Origin of the sequence: Clostridium sp. DL-VIII, assembly GCF_000230835.1 — a bacterium.
Lineage (GTDB): Bacteria > Bacillota > Clostridia > Clostridiales > Clostridiaceae > Clostridium.
In genome coordinates this window covers 2,618,355-2,633,521 of record NZ_CM001240.1, presented here as the reverse complement: position 1 = coordinate 2,633,521, position 15,167 = coordinate 2,618,355, and the positions used below count along the sequence as shown (strand labels likewise).

The following is a 15,167-nucleotide window of genomic DNA, read 5'->3' as shown; positions in this document are numbered from 1 at the left end:
CTCCTACTATAATCACTATTATTAATATTTAAATAATATCACCTACATAAATCATAGTTCATATCATTTATTTAATATTTTTTTCAGTTCTTTGATATATGTACTCTCTGAATCTTCAAAAAAACCTAGTTGTATAGCAACATCTCTTCTCAATTTAGCCAATGGTTCATTATTTATTTTAAATTTATCCTTCTTAAACCCTACTAAAATTTCAATCAATTCTTTCTGTGTAATATCTAATTTCTTATATTCATTATCCATAAAATCTTCAATTCGTGATTTAGAGTATGCTAAACGTTTATAAATCAATTCTTCAACTTGATTAGTATGATAACTATATTGATGCTCTAGTTTAAATGTATTTTTATAATTTTCAATATACACATCTTTCTTATCAGTGTCTATTACTTCAATTTTAATATTGTCTTTTGATATTATATTAGCGTAAAACTTAGCATAATCATCAAAACTTTTCTCATATGGATTTAGATCATTCTCATCAAATTGTTTACTCCCTTTTAAAGATGAATTGCAAAATCCACATGAAGGAATCAAATTATATAAAGACATTGAAAAATAAGGAAATTTAACTTTTGGGAAAAAGTGATCGAGTGTGGCTCTCATCTTTCCTGAATCTGTATAAATTGGCGCAATGTATTGTCTATTACAATATGGGCATACTCTTATTTTACTGTTTAATAAAAAAATATATGCATTCCAAATTCCATTGAAGTTATTTTTATGAAAATTATCAAGCGTTAATTCCAATGTAAAGCATGATTCTAAAAACGCTTTTCTCTCCTTATTACTCGTCTTCTTTTCTAATTCCTTCTTTTGACTATCTGCTAATTTAAAATTTGCTTTCTCTAAAATTCCTAATAAATTATCATAAACTTCCTTATCCTTGGATAATTTGCTTTTTATATTTTTATTTGCCACTTCTAAAATAGATTCCCAAATTGTAATGCTACTAAATTTTTCATATCCAAAGATTTTTAATAATAAATTGTGATATGTGTCAACTTTTCCTTTACCAGTGTCTCTACATCTAAATTTTTTTTCAATTAATACTTTGATGTCATGATAATCTTTATTAATTTCACTATCAAGTTTTCTTAACTCATCTACGGTTCCCGTAGATAAAATTTCGCTATTCTTTTTACAAAAATTCATAAATTCCTTATGAATTTTTTTTATTTTACGTGTATCATAGCTTGTACCATTTTTTTTATTAAACTCTTCAACACCTTTTTTATTGCAATATATTGATTTATCAAAATTAACTTTTACAAAGTCATTATAGTAATTCTTATGTTCCTCTTCAATCAAGTCATCTAATTCAATTTTTATCATAATTATTCTTCATCCTTGCTTTTTTCAATGATATATCTAACTAATTGTTCTCTTTCTAGAAGTGTTAAATCATCAAATTTTCTAATTACATCCTTAAGTTCGTTAGACTTCCAATTGTTATTTAATTTAATCTGAATCTTTTCAAATTTTACTAAAAGAGCCTTTCTTACAAAATCCTCTCCTACTATATTTATTGTTTTTTTACATTCATCCAACTCTTTTTTTGATATATCTATTTTCTGAATTAATCTTTTTTTAATACTTTCAATATCAGTTTCACCCAAAATATCAGATCTTCCATTTTTCTTATACTCTTTATATTCAATTAACGCATTTTCTTCTGCTTTCTCTATTTCAATAGCCCATACGTTTAATTTTTCCTGTACATCTTCTATTTTTGATGATGCAAATAATCCAATAATTCCAAAACTACTGCGTTTCAAATAAAATCCATCATGGAAAATATCATATATGTTGCCACCAAAAGTTTTCTCTTTTTTAGTTATAGAAATACTTTCTCCTTTATCATTTTTTGTAATATATATTATATTATCATTAGGAATATCTGAAATCATTATTGGTGAATGTGTTGTTATTATTAACTGAATTGGGTAATCTTCATATAAATCCTGTAGAAATTTTATTAATATCTGAATATATTCTTGTTGCCATTCTGGATGTAATGTAACATCCCCTTCATCTATAAGTATAATTATATCTTCTATTTTATTTTTATTATTATTTTCTCTCAATTGATCTATTGAATAGAATCTTGCTAATAGACTTAATATATGATTTTCTCCGCCGCTCAAAGGCCAACTAAATTCTAAATAGTTAAAATTAATTGCTGTGTTCTTGTATATTTCATAAAATTCTTCTAAATCACTATATTTTTTTTCTTCATTCAATTGAGATTCAACATCATTAACTTTAAGAACAAACTGTGCGTCAACTCTATAATAGTTTATTCTCTCCATATATTTATTTGTTATATATCGCCTAAAACTCTCTATACATTTTAGGAAATCTCTAATATTAGCTTCTCCAATAGAAATTCGTGTTTTTCCATTTGTAACAGCAAAAAGAGTAGCTATGCTAATAATGAAATTACGTATAGAATCGTACAGATTGTTTATATTTTTAAAATTGTTTTCCATATCAAGTATTGTTGATTTGATTATTAAATATATTTCCTTATATTCATTATCATAATTTCCAGCTATGCCTGGCATTAACAAGTAAATGAACTCTGTAAAAATTCCTCTTATAATCCTTGCTCCAAAATCATATTGTCTTATTTCATCATTATCAATTTTATCCTCTCTTTTGCTAGTAAAATTTTTAATTATCGAATCCACTTTAATTATACTTTCAATCAAATGCTGTTTTGTGAATTTTGACACAAAAGAACTTCTCTTTTTATCAATATATTGTTCTCTTTTATATTCGCTATCTATTTTTCTACATATGCCGTCAATTGCTGGATCAATATTTGCAAAACTAACTAATGCATATTCAGGTAATTTAAATCTAATAAATTCCTTAGTATTTTTATAGTCAAAAATAAATCGAATCTGGCGATAAAAATCTTCATGAAAAAAATAAACAAGTCTGTCAGCACTTAGTTCTTTATAATGATTTTCATATGCACTTTTCTTATCTGATTCAATGAGTGCTATTGTTGATATATCACTTACTCGTCCAAATCTTTTATTACTAAACGTTGGCTCAGTTAAAATATCAGAATAATATATGTAGTAATTTTTTTCTAGAACTTCTAGATATTTATTCATTGTAATATTGTTTTCATATTCATTTTTAATATTCCATGATTTAATTCTTGTACCATTAAATAAACCAACAAAATGTTCATCAACTTTTAATTCTATGTAATTATTCTCTGATTTCTCATATAACAAATTATTATATATTACAAATTTCCCGTGTTTATCCAAGTAAATAAATATACCATCTACTTTGCTGTGGTTTATTGAAAAAAGATTTAATGAGGCAAGTTTTAATAATGTAGTTTTTCCTGCACCATTGTTTCCAACAATTACTGTTAGATTATTAATCCCATTGTTAGTATTCTTACTTTTTTCATCTTTATAGAATTCGTTAATACTATCTGAATTATCATAATATTTAATTACATTACTACTTTTGCAAAATTTAAATCTATGTTTAGAATAAAAATTAAATTCTTGTTCATGAAAGCATCCATAATTTTTCACCCATATATATACTAATTGCATTTTTTCTCCTTACCATTATCTAATACTTTATAAATCTAGATTATGTTATGTATTCTATTTAATAAAAAAACTTTATATATCTCTTAATATTTTTCCATATGACTCAAGTTCAATAAACTTCGAATTATAGTAATCTGAATCAAGCTTTCTTTTAATAATATTATAAAAATTACTATTACTTGTTGAAATAATCATTTGTCTATTAAACTTTTTGCCGAATGCTACAGTTCTAATTAAATCCACAAAAGATAATATATTTATACTATCTAAGTGCTGTACCGGCTCATCCATAAAGATTGTTTCAAGTCCATTGCTTTTTTGTAAAGCTTTCGCAAAAAATATACTTAATGATAATATATTTACTTGTGCTGCACTAAAATATAATATTGGTGCTTTCATATTTTTCTTATCTTCATCACTATATGTATATATATTCATTGTAGGTTTTCCATCAACAAAGTCTGGAACAAATTTTATATTATTCATATTAGGATGTGGTTCTAATCTTCTATATATAGAATTTATACAATCTGAATTAAATGCTAAATTAACTTTAACATTAATAACTTTTTCTAACCCATCTTTATACGTATTAAGTTTGTCCAATGTTTCTTTAATTTTTCTTTGTTTTTCTACATCTATTTTATTTTTATTAATTAAATTAATTCTTGCTTCATTTTCTGTAATATATCCAATATTTTCGATAATAAGATTTACATTCTCTTTTTTTCGTTCTATTACATTTCTTAATATATCAGCATTCTTTATCATATCTGATACTTGTTGCAATTGTATATCTTCACAATTTAATTTACTATGTTTTTTATAGATTTTTTCATATTCATCAATAAATTTAAATTTAGTCTCTATTTCTGCTTTCGTTGTATCTATTTCTGTAATAATTTCTTCATATTTATATTGAGAAGTTTCATTTGTCAGTTCTTCTATTTTTGTGCTTAAAACTTTATTATCTTTTGTTATATTTTTAATTTCAGTACTTTGAACTATAAATTCATTATTAATTTTATTATAATCAAATTCCATTTCTAGTTTATCTAAACAATTTTGAACTTCTACGTATTTTTCTTGAGACATTACTGCTTCGATTTGAATTTTTTTGATATTAATTATTCTTTCAGATTCATCATAAGTATCCTTGTATTTTTTTAAATCCATCTCTAATATGCTTAATAAATTGCTATCATTGATTAAATCCTTATTAATTTCAATTATTTGCAATTCAAAGATTTTTTTATAATCCGTATTCTCTATAATCTCATCTTTAATTCCTAATTCTTTAAGTTCTCTTTTTATGTTATCAATTTTAGTATTTATATCTTTTAAATTTGAGTTTTCTTTTTCCAGAACTAACATATTGCGTTCAATCTTATTTTTTTCTAGTGCATAATTTTTATTAATCACCTTAATTTCATCTGTTACCTCATTATTAAATTCTATACGTTTTTCATTTAGTTCTTTATTATAATTTGCTATTAACTCATTGTTTTTACTAGTTCTTCTTCTATCTCTTTTATGCCAAAACTATCCTCTAAATTTGAATCAAGATTTTCAAGCAAAGTTTCAAATTTTTTATAATCCCTGTTGCACAACGGACATTTAGTTAATTTATTTTCTTTGATCAAAATTCTTCCTGCTGATATTATTTCATTTACTTTATCATCTAGAGCCACAAATTTCTTATACTTTATATTTACATCCTGTATTTTCTTTTGCACTTCTTTTATATTAATATACAATTCCTTACATCTATTAAATTTAGCACTCTTTAGATCATTAGAAAATAAAATTTCATTATTATATTGCAAATAATTTATTAATTCACTTTTTCTACTAAGATACTTATCAATTCTTTTTTGTCTTAAGTCTATTACTGCATTTAACTTAGATATAATTCTATTAACTTTAGGAGTTTTATTTACACATTTAAAATAAATGTCTATATTTTCATTAATTTTATCTATCGTCTTTGCTATATCAAATTTTGTGGAATTATTTTTTTCTATTTTTCTATTTAATTTCTCTATCTCTTTTTGAATTTTATTAGTCTCTTCTGCAATATGTATTTTTTTTTCTAATAATTCACTAATTTCTTTGTTTCCATTTGTTAGTTTACTTGTTTCTTCTATATAAAATCCAGTACTGTCTTTTAATATTGAAAGATTTTTAATCCTAAACCCAATTTGTTCTAGCCTTTTATTACCTATATTTAGTTTTTTTATACTTTCTTCAATATTATCAAATTTCCTCACAATTATTTTTTTCTCATTAATCTTCTTATTTAATAATATTATCTCTTCTTTCTCTAATTTATATTTTTCATACTTTACAACAAGTTCATCTAATTCATTTTTATTTTTATCTGATAAATTTTCTTCTCTTTCAATCTGTAATTTTTTATTTGTAAAATAATTTAAACATTCATTTATTTCACTGCTTTCTATATCATATTCCATATGCTTTTGATGTTCATTAGTTAAATCATTATAAATATCCATAAGATTATTTATATCATCAATTTTTTTAGTAACAAATGCTAATTTATTAACATCTTCTTTATTATTTGTAATTACATTAGTTATCTCCTTATATAATTTATTTGCTTCGCTATACATGCTATTAATATTAAAATATATTATAGACTCCTTATTATCATCCCAAAAGTCCTCAAGGACTTTATATCTTTCAACTGGCTTTTGAAATCTCAAAAACTCATCTATTTTATCACTTGTTATTATATTCCTTGAATGAAATGTTTTAAAAATTTCATTTGTCCTAATTTCATCTCTTACAATTTCTCCTGGCTTATAATCAGTTAATCTTTTTCCCTTAATCTCCAATGTATTAATTTCAAGAATCTTATTCTCATCTGTAATAATTCTAATAGTTCCAAAGGTCTTATCACTATACATGTTTTTTAATATATTTTCTTTTTCAAAATTCGCAATTTTTTTTACTTCTATATTTCCTGAAATTCTTCTTATCTCATCTGTAAAGCTCCATTCTACAGCATCAAAAAAAGATGTTTTACCAAAACCATTTGGTGCATAAATTACTACCAAATCTGCAATATCTCCATTTCTAGATAAAAAATTAAAGCTCTCAGGATCCTTATATGCTCTAAATGCCTCTATATCAATACTTTTTAATTTCATAATTCTACCCCCGAGTACTTTGCTAAAGCTTCTTTAATATTTTCTATTGGCTTTCCTGAAACAATCTTATATAGATCTGGATCATTTGATAATAATAAGTCTTTATTATTCATATTCTCTTCAACATATTGTTCTTGTGTTTGAATTGTGAAATCAAAAAGTTTTTCATTGATTATATTTTCCTCACTTTTTTTAGAATATTGCTCATTATCATAATTATCAATGACTATTTTTCTTGTTGAATACCTATCTTCTTCTATTTTATATTTTATAGAATAACCGATTTTTTTCTTTACAAAGAAAATAGTATAAATATTCCAAACTTCAATATTTTTAGTTAATTCGCTTTGAACATATACAGCTATATCGCTAACAAATGCTTCCCAAATTTCATTAAGCTTCGCCTCATCTTCTACAGTAATTGTGTAAATATATATATTGAATCCATCTTTATTACTTATCCAACATTTTAAACTTAAATTTGAATAAATTTGAAACATATCACTTTCTTCTAATAATTTTAATTTACTCCTATCAATCTGCAACACTTACCACTACCTCCTTTATACACTGTTTAATTTCTCTTTGTCTTTGATTTGAATCGTCAATGCAATCATAATCATTATCTGATAAAATTTGTTGGAAATAATTAATATGTACACATGACAAGTTTTTACGAGTTTGAGGGTTATATATATCTATACCTTGCTCTAACAACTCATCCGCTATGTCTGGCAAAATCCTACTTACCCTTTCTTTCTTTAAATATTTTTTATCTGGTACCTCATTTGTTGAGATTAAAATACATCCCTCTTTATTTAAATCATTATATATAGTTTTATACATAGCTTTAACAATCTGTTCCAATCTATCATATTTTGTACAATAATAATGTTTAAACTTGCATTGCGGGGCACTCACATAATTTTTAAATTCTTCTCTATCTATGCTTACTTCATAATAAATATTCAAATATGTTATTACCTTTAACCACGAACTCCACAGCTTATCATTAAGAAGATTTTCCTTTCCATATGGGAAGAATATTCTTGATCCTAATATTGAAATTATATCCAATGGGCTTATATCTTGAATTGAATTTGAAAACTTTTTTAGTTCATATGCAATCTTAATCGGTGTAGCTTTATAAGCATTATCTACATGAACAGAAAAACTTGTTAGTTTAGGGTTGTATAATAATGGAAGACTATAATTCTCTAATATTTCATTTACCAAATTAATTTTAATTGCTTCTAACTCATCATAGCTTAACCGTTCATCTTTAAACCCAGTAAATATTCCTATCAAAAACAAAGATTCTTCTGATTCTCTATATATACCAGATCCTGATAATCCGTCTGCATAGTCTATAAGTTTATCTGTCTTCTCATCCTTTTTTACTAGAGGCACATTAGTTTTTACATAAATCCCATCTATAGTAGTCTCTATAAAACGACATTGTATATTTTCTTTTGGATTTTCTAATATTTCCTCCATTTCTGATGGAAAGCCTGATATTATTAATTCATCATTTCCTCTGCATTCATCAATCATTGGAGAATCAAAATCACAATATTTCTCTACTAATAGTACAGCTAGATCAAGAGAATTATGAGAAAAATAATTTTTTACAGCATAACTTGTCCATTCTCTATTATCGTTAAATCTCTCCACTTTAATATCATTGATATTAAATTTGTATACATCATCTGTATTTACAGTAAGATCTTCAATAAACTCATACGAAAAATCTTCTCCCTCTAAACAATGCTTTGCCGTAATAACATAAGTATATTCATCTGAGTCAGCTTGAAAGAGACACCCACTTCCTATAAAAATGTCCTTACATGTTACCTTCACTGATAATTTCCTATATTGTTCAGAAAAATCCACAGTTTATACCTCCAATTCCTCTTTAACTAAACAATTAAGTTTATACTTTTTTATTTCATCCTCGCTAAAAATGTTATTCCAAATTGGGTAATTAAAATAAAAATTTATTCCTTGGCTAACTTTTTTAATTTTCTTTTTAAAACTCTCTTTTTCTAAAATTCTAATATGCCCTATATTGATATCTAACTTCTTACATTCAGAAGTTTTAATATTTCTTCCAAATTCATCAATTATTCTTGCCAAACATTCTTTATTAGGAAGACCATGACTACTTCCATCACTACTAATTATAAATTTCTTGCATCTTATGATCTTTAACAATCTTTCATTTGTATTAGCTTTACTACCATGATGTGATATTTTAACATAATCTAGCCTTAATGGATTTGCTTGATTAAATCCTAATTCACTAAGAGATGCAATAATATCTGTTGGATGTGCGTCCCCCAACATCAGTATCTTTTTATTTTTATATTCTAATATAAATGAAATGCTACTTTTATTAGTAATAGATCCATCCTCTTTAAATTCGTTTTTTACTAATGACTCTATAGTCTGCTTATAATCAGTTCTATGCCTAGCCTTTTTCCCTGAGCCTTTCTCTCTCTCCCATTTCCTATTCAAATCAACTATGCCTTTCCATCTAGGAGATAGCACTGTAATATTTCCATCTCCAATTTGTTTATCCTTAAATTCAATACCATGCTCTATTAGCTGCTTATTCCAACAATCTAAATTGCTTAAATATTTCTCAAGGCTAATCCCTTGCTTTACACTTTTCTTTTTACTTAATCTTTCTTCTTTAAGACGTATTGGCTTGGGATCAATATCTAACTTTTCGATATTATCTTTAATTATAAGTTCAGAATTAAACCATACTTCTTTTATTATATTATCTTTTTCATCTATTAATTTATCTTTCAAATTGGTAAACAGCTCTAAAACCCCACCTATATGATCATCATCTATATGGGTTACAATTACCAAATCTAAACATTGCTTTGCTCTTTTTATTACCTCTATTTCATTTTTTAAAACTTCATTGTATACCCTGCCAGTTCCACCATCTACTAATATGTTATAAGTTTTTTCATTAGATCCAAACTTAATGATGAATGAATCTCCTTCATTTGCCTTTAGAAATTTTATATTAAAACTCATAAATTTTCTCCTTATCTATATATACTACATATCTGAATCTAAGTTTATTAATTCTCTGCTATTAGTTGCTGTATAAACTTGTAATTACATTATAATCCAAATTAATCTAACTTTCTATATTATGCTACAGTTGGTGCTAATATCCTAAACATATTATAAAATTTCGATTAATTTCTATAATAAAAGACTAGCTTAATATTGATACTAAGCTAGTCTTATCTTAAAATATACCTACTCCATTCAGGAATTATATCCTTTTTCCATTTAATTATTCCATCACATACATAGGCTACATCTTTAAATTTGTTTGTATTATCATATATACTTATTTCATTGCATATATTGAATATTTCTTTCAAATTTTCCAATGATTCATAATATCTTCTTTCTATAGCTTCATCTGGTATTCCATGTCCACCTTTTGATACTCTAATTCTCACTCTTTCTTTAGCAATATCAGGTGTATCAACTCCAATATAGTTTATAACTACATAGAAACCTTTTTGTTTTGCTTTTTCTATATTTTTAATTATACTTTTACCTGCAAGCGTAGTTTCCTGATTAAATGATATATCATTTTTTATATAGTAATTTATAAGCTTTACAGCTTCCCTTGCACATTTGATTTGAAGATTATTATCTTTCCATGAGCCCACTCTTGCTACCATCTCATCTGTATTTATTCTTTTTTCATCTTTATTTTTTTCATAGTAAATAGATTCATATATTGATGTTTTTCCTGCTCCATTTACCCCTGCGAATATAGTATAAGTAGCCATTAATTTTTACCTATTACTCTTTCTTGTTCCTTTTGCAGTACTATTTCAGATAAAGCAATATAAAAATCTTGTTCCTCTTTTGTCTTTGCTTTTTTGAACAATTCCTTTAAATCTGCATATGAATATTTTAAAAACTGATTATACAAATTATTTTGCTCATTTATCTTTTCCATAGAAACTCCTCCGATAAATAATACTTTTATTATATTATATACTAACCGATTATTAATATAAACATTTTGTCCTAAATTCTAAATATCTAATCTGCTTAAAACTTGAAATCAAAGTTCTCTATATTACTTCATTAGCAATTCTAATTAAATGATTATATTTATAAATACAGTAATTTCTCTCAAAATCAAAAATAGTAGTTAGAATTAATCTAGCTACTGAGGATAATAAAAGTTTTAAAATTTGTTACTATTTTTGTTGCTACGGTAGTAACAAATAACAAAATGTAAAAATAACCCAAATACTTTCCAGCCCTTATATTGTAAGCTCTTTAGCGATTAGTGAATATTAACTAAATCTCTATTTTCCGAATCCGGCCAGCGGCACCATTAATTTTGGTGAATCGTCATATTACTTGGTTTAGATACCTTGTAGTATGGCTTTTTTTATGTGCTTCCCACTTCTGCAGCAAATCCTATATTTGCCAGAGATTAATTCTCTAAACCCTGTAATCATGCCATTTACAACGTTTTGTAATATTCTAGTTATAAATCCATCTTATCTTAATATTTTCCTTTTGGGCATTAAATAATATTAGCTATAATTGTAATTACAGCTAACATTAATTGTTAAAATATATTAATGATAACTTTATTAATAAATTTCTTCTGACATAAAATTAAATATTTTTTAATTACTATTTGCACAAAGTTTATTATTATTTCTGATAGAAATAATAAATGAAGAAAACTATTAAGTTAAAAAACATTTTTCAAATCTTTTAGGCTGTTGATTTTATTTTAATGTTCTCGATAAACCATAAGCCGAGTTCTGTATTCCAAAATTAGCATATTTTATTGTACTTTATCGCATCTTATAATACTCTGTAGTTATTGATATAACTTGTTTTAAAACACATGGAATAATTTACTATATTAAATTCTATTTTATTATATTTTGCTGATGGTAGGAAGAATGTCGGAAGTTTTAATTCTTCCTACCATTATATTAAATATATATTTTACTGCTGCATATATATCTTTAAAATACAAATAATGTAAATCACACTTTTCTAACTCTTCGCCTAATATATAATTTAATTATTCATTGCATATCCATGTTAAATTGTCCTTGTTCCATTTATGTGGAATATTCTTTTCTTCAATTATACCTTCTGCTATTGGTTTTAAAAATTTTTCTAAAACATTCATAACTGCTGAATATTCTAATTGATCAATTAAATTAATTCTCTTTAAAAATGCTTTCCATTGATTTATTCTTGACTGATCTGTTATAAAATCCTCTGTAAATATAGCTACATAATTACTTATATTAGTTTCTCTTCTATTAATAGTAGCTTGAACACTTCTATTATAACTCGGAAAAGTGAGTTTCTTTGTATAACACATGTTAGCCACCCGCATAGCAGGTGGTTTTATGTTTCGCACGCGCGCGAGCTCAACAGACTAAAGTCCATAATTAAAAGCACCGAAATAATCGGTGCAGGTGAAATAAATATTATTTATGTTCTATTTTCATCATCTTTCACAGCTAATGTCTCCACTTTTTTAGAGTCAATTTCATAAATTAATGTTTCTTACTATTAATTATACATTGCCATCATTTATAAATTTTATATTATAACTAAGTTATTATTGCTTTTCTTTTGTTAATGCTATACTTGCGGTATTTATTAATTTTTTTATTATGCCAATCATATTCTCATTAAAGATATTTTTAGAATTATAATCAGCAATACCAATAGATATTGAAGTTTGAATATTTTGTAAAAATTCATACTTTCTTATATCTAAAATCAGCTTTTAAGAAAATAACTTACAGTCTTCTCGATTATATGAAGTTAATATTGCAATTTCATCTCCAGCATATCTACATACAAACATATCTGATGTAATATTTTTTCTTAGTATATCTGCAATATTTTTTAATATTAAATCTCCGGTCACATGTCCATACTTTTTATTAACTTATGTACATTTTAGAACAAATAACTATTCTTGTATAATCCTGTTAATATTTCAATGTGTTTTCCTAATTCTATATTAATACTTGTCCTTGATACATATTCCACTATATCATTTTTATTTTTTACAAATAATTAAATAACCACTCTATATAAACCACTTAAAAAGTATATCTCGATTATTCTTTAACCATTCCATTGTAAATTCTTCAAAATACTGGGCTTCTTTACTTAAATTCTTTCCTATTTTCTTTACTAAATAAACATCCTTCACGCAATCTTTATCCTCAAATGGGCGTATTACTGTATCATTGTTTTTGTCTGCAAATGCAATAAAATCTAGAGATACTCCAATCCCTAAGTCCCTTCTTGCTACTTCGTGAATCAAATTTTCTTCCGAAGTCTCTAACAGTATATTAGGATTAACTCTATTTTTTATGAATCGATTAATATTACTAGAATATATATTAAATTCCCTTCCTTTGATGGCTAATGGAATACCTCTTAAATCATCATAAGTAATAAAATTCTTTTGTGCTAAAATATTACTCTTGTGAATAATAAGACAATGTTTGTGAGTTGTACAAAACTTAGCTTCAAAATTTGTATTGTCAATAGGTCCGGGCAAGAATGCTATTTCAACCTGCTCTTCCTTAAGCATATTTTCAATTGGACGTTCTGGATATTCTACAATATTTAAACGAATGTTAGGATATTTAACATAAAAATCTTGAACAAAATCCAGTGTAAGATACTTTAGTACTCCATAGGTAGATACTATACGGAGTACAGTTGTTATTTCTTCCTCTTCAAGTAGTATATCATTACCAATATTTTCGAATTCTGTAATAATAATTTCAGCTCTTCTTTTTAGTTTACTTGCATATATTGTTGGCTTGACTCCATGAGTTGTACGCGTAAATAATTTCACCTCTAATTCAGCCTCCATATTTTTAATGGTTTTACTTAGCCCTTGAGATGAAATAAAAAGATTTTCAGCTGCCTTTTTTATACTCTTATATTCATAAACTTTTAAAAAATAATTTAATTCTCGTTTATTCACATTTATCACCACTTCCATTATGCAACGATATGCATGTTATTTTCAAGTATGAATCAACTTTGGAGTTTATTAACTTCAACTTTCTTCTTCCTGAATTCTATATTTATAGTTTTTATATTTTAAAGCTAAATCAACTATTTAGTTTACTTTCATTAACTTTTTTCTGTTTGAGTTCTTCTTATATATATTTTATACTTTAATCAAACAAAAGCGTTTGATACTAATTCAAATGCATTTTTATTTTATTATATATATATTCTAATAAAGAAAATTCATAAAATGCAAAGTCGACTTGTCTGCATCTTTAAAAGTACACAGTAAATTTAGATGAATAAACTTTTTCAGAACATATATACACAAATAAATATTTTATCCCAAAAATCAGAGAGGAAGTATTAATTATGATTATTTCACAGATGCTATTATTATTTGGACTCATGGCAATTGGTTATTTAGCAAAGATTACAAAAATTATGGATACTATTAGTGATAAATATTTTTCTAAATTTATTACAAACATTGCAATTCCAGCTACAATCCTTAGTTCTGCAATTGGACAAAATATTGAAGATAAGATAGGCATTTTTAAAGTATTATTAGTTGCCATTTTAGTATTTGTAGTGACTCCATTTGTAAGTATTTTTTTAGTAAAAATACTCAAGTTAGAAAGAACTTATGAATTAATGTTAAATTATAGCAATCTAGCCTTTATGGGTATTCCTATTATTTCCAGCATATATGGTAAAGAATATGTATTTTATGTTTCAATCTTTATGATGGTATTTAATATTAGTTTATTTTCATATGGAGTTTCCGTCTTGCAGAAAGAAAATAACTCTGGCAAGATGCAGTTAAAAAGTCTAATTAATCCGGGCATTATTTCAGCTCTAGCTGCATTAGTAATTTTCATATTTGAAATATCTGTACCCGAATTTATCACCAATATATTAAAAAATATAGGTTCTATTACTACTCCATTAGCTATGATAATAATAGGTTCTACATTGGCTGGTGTAAAAATTAATAGTATTTTTACTGATCATAAAATTTATATTTATACTATTTTAAAAATTTTAGTATATCCTTTATTAACCTGGATAATTTTACATAGCCTTATAAGTGATCCAGTAATAACAGGTATCACAGTTATTTTATGTGGACTGCCTACTGCAGGAAATTTATCAATGCTTTGTGCTGACTATAATAGTAATGTAGAATTGGTAAGTAAAGGCATGTTTATTTCTACAATATGTTCTTTTATAACCATTCCACTTTTAGTGATTATTTTTTAAAAACATAAAATATATTTCATTAGTTCCTATAGACATATTATAA

13 protein-coding genes are annotated in these 15,167 nt (G+C 25.3%); 1 reads left to right on the top strand and 12 read right to left on the bottom strand.

Features of this window, described 5'->3' with window-relative positions; all coding sequences use genetic code 11:
* Nucleotides 1–63 precede the first annotated feature (63 nt).
* From CDLVIII_RS29285 to CDLVIII_RS12040, 12 genes are all read right to left on the bottom strand, one after another.
* On the bottom strand, nucleotides 64–1,353 hold the full coding sequence (locus tag CDLVIII_RS29285) for a hypothetical protein (RefSeq protein ID WP_009169731.1): 1,290 nt from the start codon (nucleotides 1,351–1,353) through the stop codon (nucleotides 64–66).
* A gap of 2 nt (nucleotides 1,354–1,355) precedes the next feature.
* The gene (locus CDLVIII_RS12085; RefSeq protein ID WP_009169730.1) at nucleotides 1,356–3,608 is read right to left on the bottom strand and encodes an ABC transporter ATP-binding protein; all 2,253 of its coding nucleotides are present in this window, start codon (nucleotides 3,606–3,608) and stop codon (nucleotides 1,356–1,358) included.
* 72 nt (nucleotides 3,609–3,680) lie between these two features.
* Nucleotides 3,681–5,030, bottom strand: coding sequence for a hypothetical protein (locus tag CDLVIII_RS12080; RefSeq protein WP_035301754.1), 1,350 nt, complete (start codon nucleotides 5,028–5,030; stop codon nucleotides 3,681–3,683).
* 71 nt (nucleotides 5,031–5,101) lie between these two features.
* Nucleotides 5,102–6,781: an AAA family ATPase gene (locus tag CDLVIII_RS12075; RefSeq protein ID WP_035301752.1), complete on the bottom strand. Its 1,680-nt coding sequence runs from the start codon at nucleotides 6,779–6,781 to the stop codon at nucleotides 5,102–5,104.
* On the bottom strand, nucleotides 6,778–7,329 hold the full coding sequence (locus tag CDLVIII_RS12070; protein ID WP_009169729.1) for an ABC-three component system middle component 1: 552 nt from the start codon (nucleotides 7,327–7,329) through the stop codon (nucleotides 6,778–6,780). Before CDLVIII_RS12070 ends, CDLVIII_RS12075 begins: the two co-directional genes overlap by 4 nt.
* Entirely contained in the window at nucleotides 7,316–8,674 is a 1,359-nt protein-coding gene (locus CDLVIII_RS12065; protein WP_009169728.1) for an ABC-three component system protein, read from the bottom strand. Before CDLVIII_RS12065 ends, CDLVIII_RS12070 begins: the two co-directional genes overlap by 14 nt.
* Nucleotides 8,675–8,677: 3 nt before the next feature.
* A complete protein-coding gene (locus CDLVIII_RS12060; RefSeq protein ID WP_009169727.1) occupies nucleotides 8,678–9,835 on the bottom strand; it encodes an MBL fold metallo-hydrolase in 1,158 nt (385 codons plus the stop codon).
* Nucleotides 9,836–10,050: 215 nt separating this feature from the next.
* Nucleotides 10,051–10,614 carry a zeta toxin family protein gene (locus CDLVIII_RS12055; RefSeq protein ID WP_009169726.1) on the bottom strand — a complete coding sequence of 188 codons (564 nt, stop codon included), beginning with the start codon at nucleotides 10,612–10,614 and terminating at the stop codon, nucleotides 10,051–10,053.
* Nucleotides 10,614–10,787, bottom strand: a complete 174-nt coding sequence (locus CDLVIII_RS30445) for a hypothetical protein (protein WP_008422364.1) — start codon at nucleotides 10,785–10,787, stop codon at nucleotides 10,614–10,616. The genes CDLVIII_RS12055 and CDLVIII_RS30445 overlap by 1 nt, the downstream gene beginning before the upstream one ends.
* A gap of 1,098 nt (nucleotides 10,788–11,885) precedes the next feature.
* A complete protein-coding gene (locus CDLVIII_RS12050) occupies nucleotides 11,886–12,194 on the bottom strand; it encodes a hypothetical protein (protein WP_035301751.1) in 309 nt (102 codons plus the stop codon).
* Nucleotides 12,195–12,608: 414 nt separating this feature from the next.
* The gene (locus CDLVIII_RS29875; protein ID WP_083825341.1) at nucleotides 12,609–12,752 is read right to left on the bottom strand and encodes a diguanylate cyclase; all 144 of its coding nucleotides are present in this window, start codon (nucleotides 12,750–12,752) and stop codon (nucleotides 12,609–12,611) included.
* Between the two features lie 165 nt (nucleotides 12,753–12,917).
* Complete coding sequence (locus CDLVIII_RS12040) at nucleotides 12,918–13,832, bottom strand: LysR family transcriptional regulator (protein ID WP_035301750.1); 915 nt, start codon at nucleotides 13,830–13,832, stop codon at nucleotides 12,918–12,920.
* Nucleotides 13,833–14,233: 401 nt separating this feature from the next.
* On the opposite strand from CDLVIII_RS12040, the gene CDLVIII_RS12035 reads away from it, so the two are divergent.
* Entirely contained in the window at nucleotides 14,234–15,124 is an 891-nt protein-coding gene (locus tag CDLVIII_RS12035; RefSeq protein ID WP_009169724.1) for an AEC family transporter, read from the top strand.
* Nucleotides 15,125–15,167 lie beyond the last annotated feature (43 nt).

Coding starts and splice junctions, on each gene's coding strand:
- CDLVIII_RS12085 (WP_009169730.1), bottom strand. CDS start 3,608: ATGCAATTAGTATATATATGGGTGAAAAATTATGGATGCTTTCATGAA.
- CDLVIII_RS12055 (WP_009169726.1), bottom strand. CDS start 10,614: ATGGCTACTTATACTATATTCGCAGGGGTAAATGGAGCAGGAAAAACA.
- CDLVIII_RS30445 (WP_008422364.1), bottom strand. CDS start 10,787: ATGGAAAAGATAAATGAGCAAAATAATTTGTATAATCAGTTTTTAAAA.
- CDLVIII_RS29285 (WP_009169731.1), bottom strand. CDS start 1,353: ATGATAAAAATTGAATTAGATGACTTGATTGAAGAGGAACATAAGAAT.
- CDLVIII_RS12075 (WP_035301752.1), bottom strand. CDS start 6,781: ATGAAATTAAAAAGTATTGATATAGAGGCATTTAGAGCATATAAGGAT.
- CDLVIII_RS12050 (WP_035301751.1), bottom strand. CDS start 12,194: ATGTGTTATACAAAGAAACTCACTTTTCCGAGTTATAATAGAAGTGTT.
- CDLVIII_RS12035 (WP_009169724.1), top strand. CDS start 14,234: ATGATTATTTCACAGATGCTATTATTATTTGGACTCATGGCAATTGGT.
- CDLVIII_RS12060 (WP_009169727.1), bottom strand. CDS start 9,835: ATGAGTTTTAATATAAAATTTCTAAAGGCAAATGAAGGAGATTCATTC.